The 16,902-nt window shown below is 61.3% G+C and carries 15 protein-coding genes; 11 read left to right on the forward strand and 4 right to left on the reverse strand.

The window, feature by feature from the left end; genetic code table 11:
- Together JHD64_RS07605 and JHD64_RS07610 are read left to right on the forward strand one after the other, a co-directional pair.
- Positions 1-2,322 (forward strand): ABC transporter permease (locus JHD64_RS07605; protein WP_199052833.1); only part of this gene is annotated, 2,322 nt, incomplete at its 5' end.
- Positions 2,323-2,367: 45 nt separating this feature from the next.
- Positions 2,368-2,892, forward strand: coding sequence for a DUF2946 family protein (locus JHD64_RS07610; RefSeq protein WP_110313760.1), 525 nt, complete (start codon positions 2,368-2,370; stop codon positions 2,890-2,892).
- A 78-nt stretch (positions 2,893-2,970) separates the two neighbouring features.
- Here JHD64_RS07610 and JHD64_RS07615 read toward each other — a convergent pair whose 3' ends face one another.
- From JHD64_RS07615 to JHD64_RS07630, 4 genes are all read right to left on the reverse strand, one after another.
- Positions 2,971-4,245: an MFS transporter gene (locus JHD64_RS07615; protein ID WP_199052834.1), complete on the reverse strand. Its 1,275-nt coding sequence runs from the start codon at positions 4,243-4,245 to the stop codon at positions 2,971-2,973.
- A 35-nt stretch (positions 4,246-4,280) separates the two neighbouring features.
- Positions 4,281-4,979 carry a FadR/GntR family transcriptional regulator gene (locus JHD64_RS07620; protein ID WP_199052835.1) on the reverse strand — a complete coding sequence of 233 codons (699 nt, stop codon included), beginning with the start codon at positions 4,977-4,979 and terminating at the stop codon, positions 4,281-4,283.
- Between the two features lie 151 nt (positions 4,980-5,130).
- A complete protein-coding gene (locus tag JHD64_RS07625; protein ID WP_199052836.1) occupies positions 5,131-5,400 on the reverse strand; it encodes a hypothetical protein in 270 nt (89 codons plus the stop codon).
- A 155-nt stretch (positions 5,401-5,555) separates the two neighbouring features.
- Entirely contained in the window at positions 5,556-6,233 is a 678-nt protein-coding gene (locus tag JHD64_RS07630; protein ID WP_158527765.1) for a DUF3313 domain-containing protein, read from the reverse strand.
- A gap of 272 nt (positions 6,234-6,505) precedes the next feature.
- Here JHD64_RS07630 and mltG point away from each other — a divergent pair, with 272 nt between their 5' ends.
- From mltG to JHD64_RS07675, 9 genes are all read left to right on the forward strand, one after another.
- Entirely contained in the window at positions 6,506-7,495 is a 990-nt protein-coding gene (mltG, locus tag JHD64_RS07635; protein WP_199052837.1) for an endolytic transglycosylase MltG, read from the forward strand.
- Positions 7,488-8,117 (forward strand): dTMP kinase, encoded by a 630-nt coding sequence (tmk, locus tag JHD64_RS07640; protein WP_059286492.1) that lies wholly within the window; start codon positions 7,488-7,490, stop codon positions 8,115-8,117. Before mltG ends, tmk begins: the two co-directional genes overlap by 8 nt.
- A complete protein-coding gene (locus JHD64_RS07645) occupies positions 8,117-9,118 on the forward strand; it encodes a DNA polymerase III subunit delta' (protein WP_110313765.1) in 1,002 nt (333 codons plus the stop codon). The genes tmk and JHD64_RS07645 overlap by 1 nt, the downstream gene beginning before the upstream one ends.
- 108 nt (positions 9,119-9,226) lie before the next feature.
- Positions 9,227-9,592: a PilZ domain-containing protein gene (locus JHD64_RS07650; RefSeq protein WP_059286493.1), complete on the forward strand. Its 366-nt coding sequence runs from the start codon at positions 9,227-9,229 to the stop codon at positions 9,590-9,592.
- 49 nt (positions 9,593-9,641) lie between these two features.
- On the forward strand, positions 9,642-10,433 hold the full coding sequence (locus JHD64_RS07655) for a TatD family hydrolase (RefSeq protein WP_199052838.1): 792 nt from the start codon (positions 9,642-9,644) through the stop codon (positions 10,431-10,433).
- A 4-nt stretch (positions 10,434-10,437) separates the two neighbouring features.
- Entirely contained in the window at positions 10,438-11,220 is a 783-nt protein-coding gene (locus JHD64_RS07660) for an MBL fold metallo-hydrolase (protein ID WP_199052839.1), read from the forward strand.
- 350 nt (positions 11,221-11,570) lie between these two features.
- Positions 11,571-11,957 (forward strand): hypothetical protein, encoded by a 387-nt coding sequence (locus JHD64_RS07665; protein ID WP_199052840.1) that lies wholly within the window; start codon positions 11,571-11,573, stop codon positions 11,955-11,957.
- A gap of 74 nt (positions 11,958-12,031) precedes the next feature.
- Positions 12,032-14,869, forward strand: coding sequence for a YjbH domain-containing protein (locus JHD64_RS07670; RefSeq protein ID WP_199052841.1), 2,838 nt, complete (start codon positions 12,032-12,034; stop codon positions 14,867-14,869).
- Positions 14,870-15,025: 156 nt separating this feature from the next.
- Entirely contained in the window at positions 15,026-16,885 is a 1,860-nt protein-coding gene (locus tag JHD64_RS07675; RefSeq protein WP_199052842.1) for an SLBB domain-containing protein, read from the forward strand.
- Positions 16,886-16,902: the final 17 nt, after the last annotated feature.

The following is a 16,902-nucleotide window of genomic DNA, read 5'->3' on the forward strand; positions in this document are numbered from 1 at the left end:
CAGCTGCTGGCAGCCGATCTGGTACTCAATGGCAATCAGCCGGCACCGGCAGCCATTCGCCAGGAGGCGCAGCGGCGCGGGCTGCAGCTGGCCGACAATATCAGTTTCCCTTCCATGGTGTTTGCCCAGGGCCAGGCTACGCTGGCCACCTACAAGGCGGTCAGCAACCGTTATCCGCTGCGCGGTGAAATGACCGTGCGCGGTGCGGACGGGCAGCCAAGCACGGGTGTGCTGCATCCGGCTGCCGGCACCGCCTGGGCCGATGCCCGCCTGCTGCGCAAGCTGGGGCTGAAGCTGGGTGATCGCATCAGCGTCGGCAATAGCTCGCTGCTGCTCAGCGGCGAAATCCTGCGCGAGCCGGACGGGGCCATGGACCTGTACAACTTCGTGCCGCGGCTGATGTTCAACAGTGCCGACCTGGCCGCCACCGGCCTGATCCAGGAAGGCAGCCGCGCCCGCTGGCGGCTGATGCTGGCCGGAGACGACCGGCAGATCAGCGCCTTTCGCCAGTGGCTGGGCCAGCATCTGCCTGCCGGCAGCCGGCTGGAGAATGTGGAAGAAGCGCGCCCGGAAATCCGCACCGCGCTGGAGCGGGCACGCCGTTTCCTCGGCCTCACCGCCATGCTGACCGTGGCACTGGCCGCCGCCGCCGTGGCGCTGGCGGTACGGCGCTATCTGGCGCGGCACTGGCAGCCGGTGGCGGTATTGCGCTGCATGGGGCTGACCTCGTCCGAGGTCTTGGGGCTGTTTGTCTGCCTGTTCCTGCTGCTGGGGCTGCTGAGTGGTGCACTGGGGGCGCTGGCCGGCTACGTCGTGCAGCTGGGGCTGATGCAGCTGAGCAGCCGTTTTGTCGGCGAAGTCCTGCCCGACCCCGGCTGGCATAGCTGGCTGCTGGGACCGGCCGCCTCGCTGCTGTTGCTGGCCGGCCTGGCCTTGCCGCCGCTGCTGGCCATCCGCAATGTCTCGCCGCTGGCGGTACTGCGCAACGATGTGGTGCTGGTGCGCAGCAATCTGCTGGCACCGCTGGCGGCGCTGCTGGCCTTGCTGGCGCTGGCTGCCTGGCAAATGGACGATGTCAGCCTGGCGGCCTGGCTGCTGGCCGGCATGACCGCCTTTTTCGCCGTGGTGGCGCTGCTGGCCTGGGGCATGTTGTGGCTGCTGCGGCGGCTGCCGGCCGCGCCGCGCACCGGCTGGCGCTATGGTGTGGCCAATCTGGCGCGCCGCCCCTGGCTGGCCATCGTGCAGATCGTGGCACTGGCGGTGGGCATCATGGCCCTGCTGACGCTGACCGTGGTGCGCGACGACCTGATCTCTGCCTGGCAGCACAGCATTCCGCCGGATGCCCCCAACAAGTTCGTCATCAATATCCAGCAGAATCAGCGGGCGGCATTGCGCGAGCGCTTTGCCGTGGCCGGGCTGCAGCAGCCTGAGCTGTCACCGATGATTCGCGGCCGGCTGATTGCCATCAACGACAAGCCGCTGCGCCCCTCCGCCCTGGCCGACGAGCGCGCCCGGCGGCTGGCCGAACGCGAGTTCAACCTGTCGTGGCGGGATGATCTGCCACAGGGCAACCGGCTGGTGGCCGGCAGCTGGTGGCAGGGCAAGGCCAAGCCGCAGTTTTCGGTGGAGCAGGGGCTGGCCGGCACGCTGGGCATCCGGCTGGGCGACACGCTGGCCTTTGATATTGGCGGCAGCACCTATCGTGCCCGCGTCACCAGCCTGCGCGCCGTGGCCTGGGACAGCTTCCGGGTGAATTTCTTTGTGCTGGCACCGCCTTCGCTATTGCAGCAGCAGCCCGCAAGCTGGATCAGCAGTTTCCGGCTGGAAGGCGCACAGGAAGAATTTGCCAACCGGCTGGTGGCGGCCTTCCCCAATATCACCATTATCGACGTTAGCGCTATTCTGGACGAGGTGCGCGCCATGGTGGACAAGCTCACCCGCGCCATCGAGGCCATGTTCGTGCTGGCGCTGGCTGCCGGTGTGCTGGTGTTGTGGGCGGCGCTGGCCGCCACCCGTGACGAGCGGCTGTCCGATATCGCAGTGATGCGTGCCTTGGGGGCCTCGCGCGCGCAGCTGCGCGCCGTGGTGCTGGCCGAGCTGGCCTGGCTGGGCGCGTTTACCGGCTTGCTGGCGGCGCTGGGCGCCATGGGCATTGGCGGCATTGCTGCCGGCAAGCTGTTCAATCTGCCCTGGAGTGTCAATTTCTACTTGCTGCCCATCGGCATGGCTTGCGGTGTGGTGGTGGTGACACTGGCCGGCTGGCCGCTGGTCGGCCGGGTGGCACGCGCTTCGCCGCTGGCGATTTTGCGCGCAGGGCAGTGAGCCCATAACAAGGCGGGCAGGATAGCCCGCAAGGAGTGTGGAGAGATGGATACGCAAGTGTTGGCCGCCATGGCCAAGTGGCCGAATGTGCCGGCGGTGTTTGGCTGGTTGCGGCTGGATGGACGCGGGCAGTGGTGGATACGTGATGAGCGCCTGACGCATGCAGGCATGGTGGCATTTTTCAACCGTAATTACAGCCGCGACGCACATGGCCGCTACTATGTGCAGAACGGCCCGCAAAAGGTGTTTGTCAGCCTGGATGCCGCGCCGCTGGTGGCACGACTGGTCGATGGCACATGGCAGACACTGCCGTGTGATGACGACGTGCAGGCCCGTGCCGCCTTCATGACGCCCGAAGGCCAGCTGTTTATCGAAATTGCCGGCGAACTGGCCGTGGTGGACGACCGCGATCTGGCCACGGTGGCCGCCGCCGGCCTGGGGCAATGGGATGGCGATACCACACGGCTGCCCGCCACCCTGCAGCTGCACGACCATCCGCTGCCGCTCAGCCTGCATACCCTGCCGGCCCTATGGCAGCGTTATGGTGTGGTGACCCGGCCGCAAGCCTAGCAGGACTGACAATCCCCCCGCTGCCGCGCGCTGCCCGGCCTGCGCTACCGGCTAGTGCCGGTGCGCCCGGGCGCGTGCTCAATCCAGCCGTACGGCCCTGGCCCGGAGCAGGCGCTGGCGTCCGGCCAGCAGGCCGAAACACAGTGCAGCGCCAGCGATGCCGCCAAACAGCCAGCCGGCTGGCCGCCAGTTGCCGGCCGCATCATGGATGATGCCGGCTGCCAGCGGACCGGCGGCGGCGATGGTATAACCCACGCCCTGGGCCATGCCCGACAAGTGTGCCGCCACATGGCTGTCCGGCGAGCGCAGTACCAGCAGGCTGAGCGCCATGCTGAAGGCGCCGCCCTGGCCTATGCCCAGCAGCACGGCCCACAGCCAGAGCTGGCCTGGCGGGGCATACAGCATGCCCAGCAAGCCGGCCAGCGTCAGCGTCATCACGCAGGCAATGGGCAGGCGCTGATCCGGGCAGCGCTGGGCCAGCAGCGGCACCCCCAGCGAGGCCAGCACCTGGCTCATGATGGACAGCGACATCATCAGGCCGGCATCCAGCGGCGACAGCCCGCGTTCGATCAGGATGGACGGCATCCAGCCAAACACGATGTAGGACAGCGAGGACTGCAGGCCCATGTAGGCGGTGACCTGCCAGGCCAGTGCTTCACGCCACAGGCCGCTGACCTGCCAGTGGCCGGCATGGCGCTGCTGTCCTTGCCCCAGTTGTGGCCACCACACGACGAAGGCCAGCAGGGCCGGGATCGCCCAGAAAGCCAGTGCCGCCTGCCAGCGTTGACCAAACAGATGATCCAGCGGCACGGTGGCGCCGGCGGCCAGCGCCGCACCCAGGCAGAGCGCCATGGTGTAAACGCCGGTCATCAGCCCGGCCTGCTGCGGAAAATCGCGCTTGACGATGCCTGGCAGCAGCACGCCGATCATGCCGATGGCGGCGCCGGACAGCAGCGAACCCAGCAGCAGGCCGTGCAGGCCCAGCTGGCTGCGCAGGGCGATACCGGCCGCCAGCAGCAAGAGTACGGCGGCAATGCTGCGCTCGCTGCCAAAGCGGCGTGCCAGTTGCGGTGCCAGCGGGCCGAACAGGCCCAGGCACAGCACTGGCAGCGTGGTGAGCAGGCCGGCCATGGTGGCGGAAATGCCGATTTCGGTCTTGATCTGCCCCAGTACCGGCGCCAGGCTGGACAGGGCCGGCCGCAGATTGATGCCGATCAGCACCAGGCCTGCCACCAGCAGCCAGCGTGGTGTGGTGGGTACGGGGGCCTGCTGCACGCCATCATCATCGATTTCGGCGTCGATCAGCAGTTCGTCCGCCAGACTGGGCGGTGCAGAGGGGGGCGTGCGGGACATGGTTTTCTTTGCGAGAGGGGTTGAGCTGGCCACTGTCAGCCGGCGTTGGGCGGCAGCAGGGCATCCAGTGCCTGCAATAAGGGGCCGGTGACGGCTGCGGCTGCCTGGCCGGCCGCTGCGGCATCGCGATGTCGAATGGCCGTGACAATGGCCTGATGCGAGGCCAGGTCCGGATCGGGCAGGGCCTCGTCCTGAATGGAAAAGCGGATGCCCAGTTGCACCGTGCGCGAGAAATAGCGGTACAGCTCGGCCAGTGCCGCGTTGCCGCAGGCATCGGCAATCGCCAAGTGAAAATCCAGATCGCGTGCAATGAAGTCGTCGGCGTTTGGGTACTGCTGCTGTTCGCCGCGTACCGCCAGGCAGCGTTCAATCCGGGCAATGTCCTGCTCATCGGCGCGCAGGGCTGCCAGCCTGGCCGTGCTTTCCTCCAGTACCGCCCGTACTTCCAGCTGCTCGCGCAGGCTGGCCCGGCTGATGCTGCGCATGGCCTCGGCCGGGCTGGTGATGGCGCGGACATAGGTGCCGTCGCCCTGGCGCACTTCCAGCAGGCCGGCATACAGCAAGACCCGGATGGCTTCGCGCACGGTATTGCGGCTGATGCCCAGTTGTTCGGCCAGCTCCGCTTCGGTGGGAATGCGGCTGCCCACGGCCCATGTGCCGCTGGTCAGTCGCTGGCCCAGTTCCTCCAGCGCCAGATCAACCAGGGAACGCTTGCTGTGTGTCAGTTTGCTCATGGTCATGCTCATTCATCCAATCATCCGATGTATTTTGCCGCATGCAGCGCTCAGGGGCAAGCGGGGTGAGGAGGGGAGTAGGGAGTGGGGAGTGGGGAGTGGGGAGTGGGGAGTGGGGAGAGGGGCGGGCTGTCATCGCCCGCCTTACTGCTTATTTGGCTGCGGAAGCAGCGTCCTTCACGCATTTCTTCACAAAGCTGTTCTTGGCGGCGCCGGCCAGTTTCTTGTCGGCAGCCTTGCTTTCGCACATGGCTTGCGGTGCGGCAGCCTTGCTGTCTTTCTCACATTTCTTCAGGAAGCTGGTCTTGGCGGCGCCAGCCAGTTTTTTCTCGGCCGCCTTGGCATCACAGCTGGCGTCTGCAGCCAGAGCGACATTGGCAGTGGCCAGGGTCAACAGTGCCATCATCACGAATTTGCGCATTGCAGTTTCCTTTAACGTTGGGCGGGAGACATTCCCGGCGGTCCGGCCGGCATCGAGGGTAAAAACCGGCCTTGGGCAAACTACCATAAAACACATGACAAAAATTATCCATTACGGATTGTTACAGCGCTTGTCAAAGTTTGTTCCTGATGCGCTCACTGGGCCGGCGACAGCGCACGGGCCAGCTGGCGTGCATTCTTGGCAGTCCAGCTATTGATCAGCTTTTTCAGCAGCTCGGCGGTGATGGCCTCGTCCTTGGTCTTGCTGCCCGGATTTTCCAGCAGGTTGACGCCGCCAGCCAGCAAGGTGTGATCCTGCGAGTCGTCAAGCTGACCCATGGTGGACACTTTCAGCAGATAGGGATCGGTGCCGGTGGCGAAGCGCGCCAGGTTGAAGGCGGCCTTGATCGGCAGGATGTCGCTGACGGCCAGGCCGGGTTTGTCCTGCTGGAAGCCGGTCACCGCTACGCGCAGGCGGGCCACGCCCGGCCCCGGCGCGGTGACGACCTGGATTTTTTCCTTGCGTAGCGCGGTTTCCATGCTCATGCGGTAGTAATGATCGATCTTGTTTTTTTCCGCGGCGACCAGCAGCTGCCAGTGGCCATCGGGCTGTCTTTCCAGAAAGGACAGCGGCTCCAGGATCACCGCGTGGTACTGCTTGAGGTCGGCGCCGGGTTTGAGATAAAGCATCTGGCCGGGTACTTTGGGATTGGGCTGGAAGGCTTCCGGCGGCAGATTGAACAAATGTTGCTGGTTTTCCTCGGCCAGGGCGCTGTGGCTGAGTGCGCTCAGGGCGATAATGGCGCAGGCAAGGCGGAAAAACGGTTTTTGCATAAGGTGTCTCCGGTATGGGGTGGGCAGCATGGGAGAAGGCGGCGAGCCGGGAGTTCCCCGCCGTCGGCACAACGGGTGCAGCGCTTACTATAGCTGTCATGACAGCGTGATGCTGGTGCGCATGCAGCTTTGCCAGTGGCAGGCCGCGGCAAGGCCAGCCGGCCCATGCGGCATGCCAGGCGCGGCCCTTGCTGGTATCATCACAGCCTTGCCCAATCACCCTGTCGCCGATACCTGCCGTGCCTGCCAAACCCAGACGAAAATCCCCTGCCTTGTGGCCACGCATCCTGTTGCTGGCCGTGCTCACTGTTGCCGCCTGGCTGAGCTGGGTGGTGATCATCCCGGTCGACCTGCCGCAATCCCCCTACAAGCTGACCATCGGCCCCAATCGCACGCTGGGGCAGGTGGCACGTAATCTGGCGGATGAAGGCATCATCCGCAACCGCAATATCATGATGTTGCTGGGGCGGGCGCAGGGCATGGATCGCAAGATCAAGGCCGGCCTCTATCAGTTCAATGGCTCGGTCTCGATGTGGAACATCCTGCAGCGGCTGGCTGACGGCCATCCCGACGAGGCCAGCCTGACCGTGATCGAGGGCTGGAGCTTCCGCCAGCTACGGCAGGCCATCGACCGCAATCCCGACATCGTGCATGAAGCGCGCGACTGGAGCGATGCGCAGTTGCTGCAGCAACTGGGGCTGAACGACATCAGGCCGGAGGGGCTGTTTTTCCCCAGCACCTATCTGTTCACCCCCGGCAGCAGCGATCTGGAACTGTACCGGCGCGCCTATGCCACCATGCAGCAGAAGCTGGAAGCGGCCTGGGCTGCGCGCAAGCCGGATCTGCCCTATCACACGCCCTACGAGCTGCTGATCATGGCCAGCCTGGTGGAAAAGGAAACCTCGCTGGATGCCGACCGGCCGCTGGTGGCGGCGGTGTTTGTCAATCGCCTCAACAAGGGCATGCGCCTGCAGACCGACCCCTCGGTCATCTACGGCATGGGCACGGCCTATCAGGGCAATATCAGCAAGGCCGACCTGCGCCGCGACACCCCGTACAATACCTATACCCGCAACGGCCTGACGCCGACGCCGATCTCGCTGCCCGGCCAGGCTGCGCTGGAAGCAGCCGCCAATCCGGCCAACTCCAGCGCCCTGTATTTCGTGGCCAAGGGCGATGGCAGCTCCTATTTTTCGGAAACACTGGAACAGCACAATCAGGCCGTGCGCAAATACATTCTGAAGAAAGGCTCCAATGACTGAGCACACCGGGCGTTTCATCACGCTGGAAGGCATAGACGGCGCCGGCAAGAGCACGCATCTGGGCTTTATCCGCGACTGGCTGGCCGCGCAGGACATCGCGGCTGAATTCACCCGCGAACCGGGCGGCACCCCGCTGGGCGAGCAGGTGCGCGCGCTGTTGCTGGCGGTGGACACCCAGGTCTCGCTGGAAGCCGAAACCCTGCTGATGTTCGCCTCGCGCCAGCAACTGCTGTCCAGCCTGATCCGCCCGGCGCTGCAAGCCGGACGCTGGGTGGTGTCCGACCGCTTTACCGACTCCACCTTCGCCTTTCAGGGCGGTGGGCGCGGTGTGCCGGCCGAGCGCATTGCCGTGCTGGAAAACTGGGTGCAGCAGGGCCTGCAGCCCGATCTGACCCTGCTGTTCGATGTGCCGCTGGAGGTTGCCAGCCAGCGCATGGCCGGCAGCCGCCAGCTGGACCGTTTCGAGCAGGAAAAAGCCGATTTCCACCAGCGGGTGCGCGATGCCTATCTGCAACGGGCAGCACAGGACCCACGCTTCCGCGTGCTGGATGCCACCCGCAGCATCGCCCAGTTGCAACAGGAAATCGCCGGCCATCTGACCGCCTTGCTGGAGCAACGCTGATGCTGTTTCCCTGGCAACAGCAAGACTGGCAGCGGCTGAATGCCGAGCGCGCACGCCTGCCCAATGCCTGGCTGTTCATCGGCCCGGCCGGCACCGGCAAGCTGGAATTCGCCCTGCATCTGGCACAGTCGCTGCTGTGCGAACAATTGCAGGCCGATCACCAGCCCTGCGGCCAGTGCGAGGGCTGCCGCTGGTTCGAGCATGGCACCCACCCCGACTTCCGCCGCCTGTCGCCGCAGACCGAAGAAGAGGAAGAGGGCAAGGAAGCCAAGCCCGGCCGCAAGCTGCCGCTGATCAAGATCGAGGCAGTACGCCAGGTGATCGAATTCGCCCATCTCACCGCCCACCGTGCCGGGCAGCGCATCGTGGTGGTGGAGCCGGCGGAAAACCTCAATCCGGCTGCGGCCAATGCCTTGCTGAAAATCCTGGAGGAACCGCCGCAAGACGTGCTGTTCCTGCTGGTGGCGCAGGCGGCACAGCGCCTGCTGCCCACCATACGCAGCCGCTGCCGCCAGTTTCCCTTGTCGGCCCCCAGTCCGGCCCAGGCGCTGGACTGGTTGCGCCAGCAGGGCGTGAGCAATGCCGAGGCCGAACTGGCCCACAACGGCGGCGCGCCGCTGTTCGACCATGACCCGGTGCTGGCCAAGCTGCGCAGCCAGTTTGTCGATGGCCTGGGCCAACCCACGTTTGCCAGCATCCTCAATCTGGCCGAGCTGGTGGACAAGCAGAAGCTGCCGCTGGCCATTCCGCTGGGCTGGCTGGGCAAATGGCTGCACGATCTGGCTGGTTTGAGTCTGGCGGGGATTGTCCGCTATCATCCCGAACAGCAAGCGGTATTGCAGCAGCTGGTGGCGCGTTGCGACCCGGTGGCGCTGATGCGTTGCCAGGACGCCCTGCAACAGCTGGCCCCGTTTGGCCAGCACACGCTCAATACCCGGCTGCAGCTGGAAGCGCTGCTGATGGATTATCTGAAGATTTTCGCCGGAGGCCGCCAGGGCTGATCGCCTGCCGCAGCACGGCAGCGTCGGCCAGCTATAATGCAGGGGCCAGGTGGATGGCGGCTCGTGGCAGCATGACGCAGCATGACAAGGAAAGCGGAAAACGCGCATATGGAAAATACCACCCGTCCCGACCTTAGCCGCCCCGGCGTGCTATCGCTGCACATCAAGGAGCGCAGCGCCCTGTTTGCCGCCTACATGCCCTTCCTGAAAAACGGCGGCATCTTCATTCCCACCAACAAGGACATGAAGCTGGGCGAAGAGGTGTTCCTGCTGCTGACCCTGATGGACGAGCCACAGAAAATCGCCGTGCAGGCCAAGGTGGTCTGGATCACCCCGGCCGGTGCCAATAACAGCCGGGTACAGGGCATAGGCGTGGAATTTTCGGCCGGAGAAGCCGGCAACCAGGCCAAGGCCAAGATCGAAACCCTGCTGGGTGGCGTGCTCAACTCCAGCCGCCCCACCCATACCATGTAATCCCGTTGCCCGGCTGTGGCCGGGCACATTGCCAGCCAGATACCACACCATGCTTGTCGATTCGCACTGCCATATCAATTTCCCCGACCTCTCCAGCCGTCTGCCCGAGGTGCTGGCCAATATGCAGCACAACGGTGTCGAGCTGGCGCTGGTGATCGGCGTCTCCCGCCCCAAATACCCGGAGGTGCTGGCGCTGGCGGAAAACCACGACAATCTGTACGCCACCGTCGGCATTCACCCGGACGACCCGGATGCCGAAGAATTCAGCGAAGATGAACTGCTGGCCCATGCCACCCATCCGCGTGTGGTGGGCATTGGCGAAACCGGGCTGGACTACCACTGGTGCAAGGGCGACCTGGAATGGCAGCACCAGCGTTTCCGCACCCACATCCGTGCCGCCAGGCGCGCCGGCCTGCCGCTGATCATCCACACCCGCGAATCGGCCGCCGACACCATCCGCATCCTCCGTGAAGAAGGGGCCGGGCAATGCGGCGGCGTGATGCACTGCTTTACCGAAAACTGGGAAGTGGCACAGGCCGCGCTGGACATCGGCTTTTATATCTCCTTCTCCGGCATCGTGACCTTCAAGAACGCCGCGCAGATCAAGGAAGTGGCGCAAAAAATGCCGCTGGAACGCATGCTGGTGGAAACCGACTCGCCCTATCTGGCCCCGATACCCTATCGCGGCAAGCTGAACGAGCCGGCCTATGTGCGCCATGTGGCCGAACATATTGCCAAACTGCGCGGCATCAGCTTCGAAGAAGTTGCCGCCGCCACCAGCGACAACTTCTATCGCCTGTTCAGCAAGATCCAGCGCCCGCAAGCCGGGCAGCAAGGCTGATGCCATGAGCGCACTGCAGCCGGGTCAACTTGAAATCACCATTCTCGGTTGCGGTTCCAGCTCCGGCACCCCGGCCATCGGTTGCCAGTGTGCCACCTGTACCTCAAGCGATCCGCGTAATCACCGCACCCGCTGCTCGGCCCATATCCGCTGCGGCGAGCTGGGTCTGCTGATCGATACCGGACCCGACCTGCGCCAGCAGGCCCTGCGCGAAGGCATCCGCCAGGTAGACGCCGTGCTGTATACCCACCCGCATGCCGACCATCTCAACGGTATCGATGACCTGCGCGCCTTCTGCTATGTCCGGCAAGGCGCGGTGGTGCTGTATGGCAATGCCTTCACCATGGACAATATCACCAGCCGCTTTGGCTATGCCCTGCAGCCACCCTCCAAGGTGTGGGACAAGCCGGTGCTGCTGCCGGAAGTGGTCAGTGGCCCCTTCGAGCATGCCGGCCTGCCCATTACTCCCATCCCGTTGCAACATGGCAGCTGGCCCTGCCTGGGCTGGCGCATCGGCAATGCCGCCTGGCTGACCGACCTGTCGCATATCCCGGATGACAGCCTGGCGCTGCTACAAGGGCTGGAGGTGTTGTTTCTGGACTGCCTGAACATGGATGGCTACCCCTCGCACCTGGGCTTTCATCAGTCACTGCAGTGGGCGGCACGCATCGGCGCCCGCCGCACCGTGTTGATCCACATGATTCACCGGCTGGAGTACCACGCGCTGTCGGCGCTGTGCCCAGCGGGAGTCGAAGTGGGCTATGACGGCTTGCGGGTGGTGGTGTAGTTGCATTATTGGTAACTGCTCATTGGTATCTCTGTCCCTTGGTCTGGCATGCCACTATCTCCTGGTTCTTTACCCGGCGTGCTATTTTTACTGCAAAAGCCTGACCATAAAGTGTTTTGCCGCATGCCAGCGCTGACAACAAGCGATGTAAGGACGGGGAGTGTCTTGAGCTAATTGATATTTCCATGTCGAGACAGCTTGTAATGCCTTGAAAAGCTTGCCATACCTTTTTGCTAAGCTCAGGATTGTCGATTACAATGCCATAGTGATTACTTTGAAGAAGTTGCCAGGCAGGGCCCTCCCCTGAAGCTGTAGGCCAGTTCCACTGGTTCTGACTTGCTGGCCATTCATTGCATAATGTTTACTCAAACATGGAGTTTGATATGAAGAAAATTTTGCTTCTGGCGCTGCTCGCTACTTTCGGTACTGCTCAAACTGCTTTTGCTGTTGGTGAAGAAGCCGCTGCAGTCGCTCCGGGTTCTGCTGGTGGTGCTGCCGCCGGGTCTACTGGCGCCGCCGCCGGTGCAGGTGCAGGTGCTGGTACAGCAGGTGCTGCAGCCGGTGCTGGTGCTGCTACGGCAGGTGCGGCAGCAGGTGCAGTCGGTGCTGCTGCAGCGACCTCCGCAACGATTGGTCTGGGTACGATTGCTGCAATCGGCGCCTCTGTTGCAGGTATCGTTGCCGCTGCTTCGAGCAACAGCAACTCCACCAGCACCCACTCCACAGCATCTCACTGATGTTGTTGTAGTCTGTCTCGCCGTTTTTGCCCAAAAGCCACTGATTTGGTGGCTTTTCTCATTTTTCAGGTTCTATGCGCATCATTTTTGCCAGAAAATTATTTGTAACCGCCATGGCCATGGGGTTGGTGGGGGGCGTACAGGCCGCACCCAATCTGGATGGGCAGGATGGTTACATAAAAATGCCAAATGCATTAACGGGGACTGATGGGACTTGGAGCTGGGGTAATAGTTTTGACCGGCCATATAGTACAACCTGGACTTCAGTCAGTTTTCTGCCCGTGGTGCAGGCTGGTTTTCGCTATGTCGGTGTGATTGGTGTTCCCGGATTTACCGAAGAGCCTTATAAAAGTGAATATGGTCGCTACAAGGACAAGGTTTTTGATGTAAAGATTCAATTGCTTCCCGAAAGCCGCTATCTGCCTGCCATCGCATTTGGCCGGCTGGACTTGTTTGGTACTAATTTGTGGCGAGCAGATTATATTGCCATGACCAAGAATTTTGGTTCGCTGGAAGCCAGCCTGGGTTATGGCAGTGGCCTGATCGACAAGGCCTTTGGAGGGCTGCGCTGGACGCCTGAGCGCTTTCCAAGCTGGTCTTTGGTTGGCGAGTATGATGCGCATAATTACCAGAAAGATTTTAACAGCGCATCGACCTTTGCCTCGCAACGCAAAAAGGGCGTGAGTACCGGTATCGAATACCGCTGGGGCTGGCTATCCACCCAGGTGGCACACCAGAATGCCACCAATAGCATCAATTTCATGGTCAACATCCCGCTTAATGAGCGGGAATTTGTCCCCAAATTTCAAGAGCCGGGGTTTTACTCGCCTTCCGAATTGCCCACGCGACCCAGCGCTGCGCAATGGCAAGAGGATGATTCGTATCAGATCAAGCTTGCCAAAGCACTGCAAAAACAAGATTACGCACTGGTTAGCAGTAGCTACGCCAATGGCACATTGTCCCTTAATCTCACCAATACCCGTATTTCCAATGTAGGGCGCAGCGTGGGGCGGGCAGTCAGAACTGCCTTGTACTTCATGCCATTGGAGACAAAAGCCATCAAGGTGACGCATACCGAAATGAGTATGCCGGTGGTGACATATGAATTCTTCAATTTGCCCAAATTGCAGGAATACCTGGCAGGAAAAATCAATCGTGAACAGTTCAATCAATATGTACTGGTCCGTTCCGCAGACTCCAGCGATCTGATTGTTCAGGATGACCAGACGGCTACGGCGATTGCTGCTGGCCTGCAGGAGGGGATTGATTTCAATGTGGTCTCGTCAGAAGATGGCGATATCGTACAGTTGCGTAGCCGGGATTCCCTGCTTAATCGTATAAAAATTGCGCCCAAGGTCAGTTTTTTCTTTAATGACCCAAGTGGTGCCTATTTGTATGATTTGAAAGCGGTTGCAAATTATGATCGCCGGCTGGGCTCGGGTTTGTATTTTAATTCGGAAGTCGGCGCTACGATCGCTACCAACAATACCAAAAATATGAAGGCCTCCAATAGTTTGCTGCCACATGTGCGCAGCGATGTGGCCGAGTATATCAATGGTAGCCGGGTGAAAATTGACCAGGCAGTGGTCAATCAGTTTTTCAAGCCGGGGACGGATTGGTATGGAAGATTTTCTGCCGGTATCTATGAAGAAATGTTTGCCGGTAGCGGTGGCCAGTTATTATATTCTCCGGCAGGCAAGCGCTGGTCTGCTGATTTGAGTATTGATGCATTGCGCCAGCGAGATATCTATGGCGGCCTGGGTTTCCGCCACTACGATACATTGCAAACGCTTTTGTCAGTCCACTATCGCCTTCCCTATGACATGACTGCGACGGCAAGGGCGGGCCAGTTTCTGGCCAAGGACGAAGGGGTGCGTTTTGAATTGAAACGACGCTTCCGTTCAGGTATTGAAATCGGCGCCTGGTATACCTATACCAATGCCAATGATATTACCTCTCCGGGCAAGCCAGGATCTCCCTATCAGGATAAAGGGGTATTTTTCTCTATCCCTCTTGGTCCCATGCTTACAATGGATAACCGCTCGGTTGGCAATTTTGCCTTGTCACCCTGGAGCCGAGATGGTGGTCAGATGGTGGCTAGTCCGGGCGATTTGTACGGAATTGTCGAAAACAGCCAGCGTGATGCCTCACGTTTTGATGGCCTGGGTAATTTCTCGGAAAGAAACGACGAAATCAATCACCCGGCAAATGCCAACCCGATTGAAACATTTCAGCCGTGGCCTGCGGTAAAATTGCGGCTCGATGATTCCGTCAACGAGTTTCCGGAATTGTCACCCCTGGTACAGGGCAGTTTGTTGGCAACCGGGGCGATTGGCATTGCCGCCCTGTCGGATAGCCGTTGGGACAGCTTGATGAAACATGGCCAGCATAACCGCTTGCTCAAATACTGGGGTGATGGTGCCAGCGCAGCACCGGTCATCGGAGCCGGGCTTGCGGGTATGGCCATGGCTTTCGGCGATGAACGTCTGCAGAATACCGGCTTTATTGCCTTGCAGGCCGCCGCGGTCTCTGTTGCCGGCAATATGGCGATCAAGCAGGTGGTCAACAGGGCCCGTCCGGGTGATGGAAATGGTGCCTGGTCTACCCAGCCGGCAGGGGAGTCGCGTAGTTCCAGTTCGTTTGCATCCACCCATGCGGCAGCTAATTTCGCACTCGTGACCCCTTTTGCTTCCGAATATGATGCTCCCTGGCTATATGGTGTCGCAGCCGTAGCATCGTTGGGGCGTACTGCTAACCGGCAACACTGGTTATCCGATGTGGTCGCTGGCGGCCTGGGTGGTTTTGCAGTCGGAAAATGGCTGTGGAGTTCACAGCGGGATGCCAGCCGTTACCAGACCATGTTTGGTCTTGCTCCCAATTCGGCCAGCATCACGGTGCAGAAATCATATTGATCGCGAAGTAGGCGTCTCCCTGGAGGAGACGCCGATTGAAGCAGGCTAATGGTTAGCCGACAGTTGTCGGCCTCTGATATTTTGAAAACAGGATGTTCCGTAATGATCAGAAAAGAATTTCGTAACCAGGGCGCAAGGGTCGTTATCAGCATGGCGATGCTCTTTCCTGGTTTGGTGCTGGCGGCCAATATCGATGCCGCTGCGGCAGCGGCTTCGGCCAGCAATCCCTTCCTGATGCCAAGCTACCAGGCGGGTGCGGATACGGGACTGCCATCCATCACCAATGTGGTCTCACCGGCAGCGGGCGGCGGGGCGGTTCAGGCGCCGGCTGCACAGCTGCAGCCGCTGGCCAGCTTTGTTACCAGCCATCAGGAGTCGACCTTTGCCCAATATGTGGACGGGGTGACCGGCAGCAAGCTGGATGTGTTTGGCAGCAACCTGTTTCAGAGCGTGCCCACTACTTTTGCTCCTCTGAATGCCACCCAGGTCAATGGCGATTACGTGATTGGCGCGGGTGACGAACTGCAAATCCGTGGCTGGGGCATGGTCGATATCGATCTTACCGTTCCGGTAGACCGCTCCGGCAGCATCTATCTGCCGCGGGTCGGCAGCGTCAAGGTGGCCGGGGTGCGTTTCCGCGATCTGCAGGGATATCTGAAGAAATCGGTCAACCGGGTTTTCACCAACTTTGATCTTACCGTCAGCATTGCCCAAACCCGTGCAGTACAGGTGTATATGGTGGGACATGTGGTGCGGGCCGGCACCTATACCCTCAGCGCCATGAGTACCCTGCTCAATGCGCTGTTTGCCTCTGGTGGCCCTTCCGGTACCGGGACCATGCGTAATATCCAGGTCAAGCGGGGCGGCGAAGTGGTCACCACCTTCGACCTGTATGACATGCTGGTCAAGGGGGACAAGAGCCATGATATTCCGCTGCAGGATGGTGATGTCATCTACATCCCCGAAGTCGGTTCACAAATTGCCATTACCGGCAATGTAAAACAGCCTGGCATTTACGAACTCAAAGGCAGCACCACGCTCGCCGATGTGGCCAGCTGGAGTGGCGGCTTTGATTCCGCTGCGGAAAACCAGCAAATCATTATTGAAAAAAACGTCGATAACAAATACCAGCCCTTGGTCGACCTGCATGGCAGCAGCGAGCAGCTGGCCAAACAACTGCCGCAGTATCCTGTGGCGCCCGGCAATATCCTGCGGGTATTCGCCCCGTCCGCCGTGGCGGTACAGGCGCAGAAGCAACGTGAATTTGTCACCGTGGGGGGCGAAGTCAAGCAAACCGGTGTGGTGCAGATCCAGAAGGGAGAAACCCTGCGCGAGCTGGTGTCGCGCCTGGGCGGGGTCAGCGACAACGGTTATGTCTTTGCCACCAAGGTGACACGCAGCAGTATTGCTGCAGTACAGCAGCAAAAGCTGGACGAACTGGCCGACCGCTTTGAAAAAGATGCCACTACCAATGCCCAGCAGCGTATGGCGGGGCTGACCGATGCCGGTTCGATTGCCAATATCCAGGCCGAACTGGCACGGCAGCAAGCGTTGGCCAAGAAAATGCGCTCCATCAGGGCCGAAGGGCGCATCGTGCTGGAGCTTGGCAATGGCAAGGCCGCAGTGAAGAACCTGCCGGACCTGCCGTTGCAGGATGGTGACCAGATCTACATCCCGCGCCGGCCCGACACGGTTGATGTGCTGGGTTCGGTCAACCAGCAGTCTGCGTATATCTACCGCAGCAATCGTACAGCAGCAGACTACCTCAAGCTGGCTGGTGGGATTACCCGTACCGGTGATGAAGGTGCCATGTATCTGCTGCGTGCCGACGGCACTGTCGACGCCCAGGGTGGCTGGCTGGGTGGGGTAGCAGGCAGCAATGTCAATCCGGGGGATGCTCTGGTGGTGCCGGAGAAGATCGAACGCAGCACCTGGATGGAAAACATCAAGGAATGGACCACCATTCTCTACCAGTTTGGCCTGGGCGCTGCCGCCCTCAAAGTATTGAAAAACTGAACCCCGTAGCCTGTCGC

Source organism: Aquitalea sp. ASV15 (assembly GCF_016429115.1).
Taxonomy (GTDB): Bacteria; Pseudomonadota; Gammaproteobacteria; order Burkholderiales; family Chromobacteriaceae; genus Aquitalea; species Aquitalea magnusonii.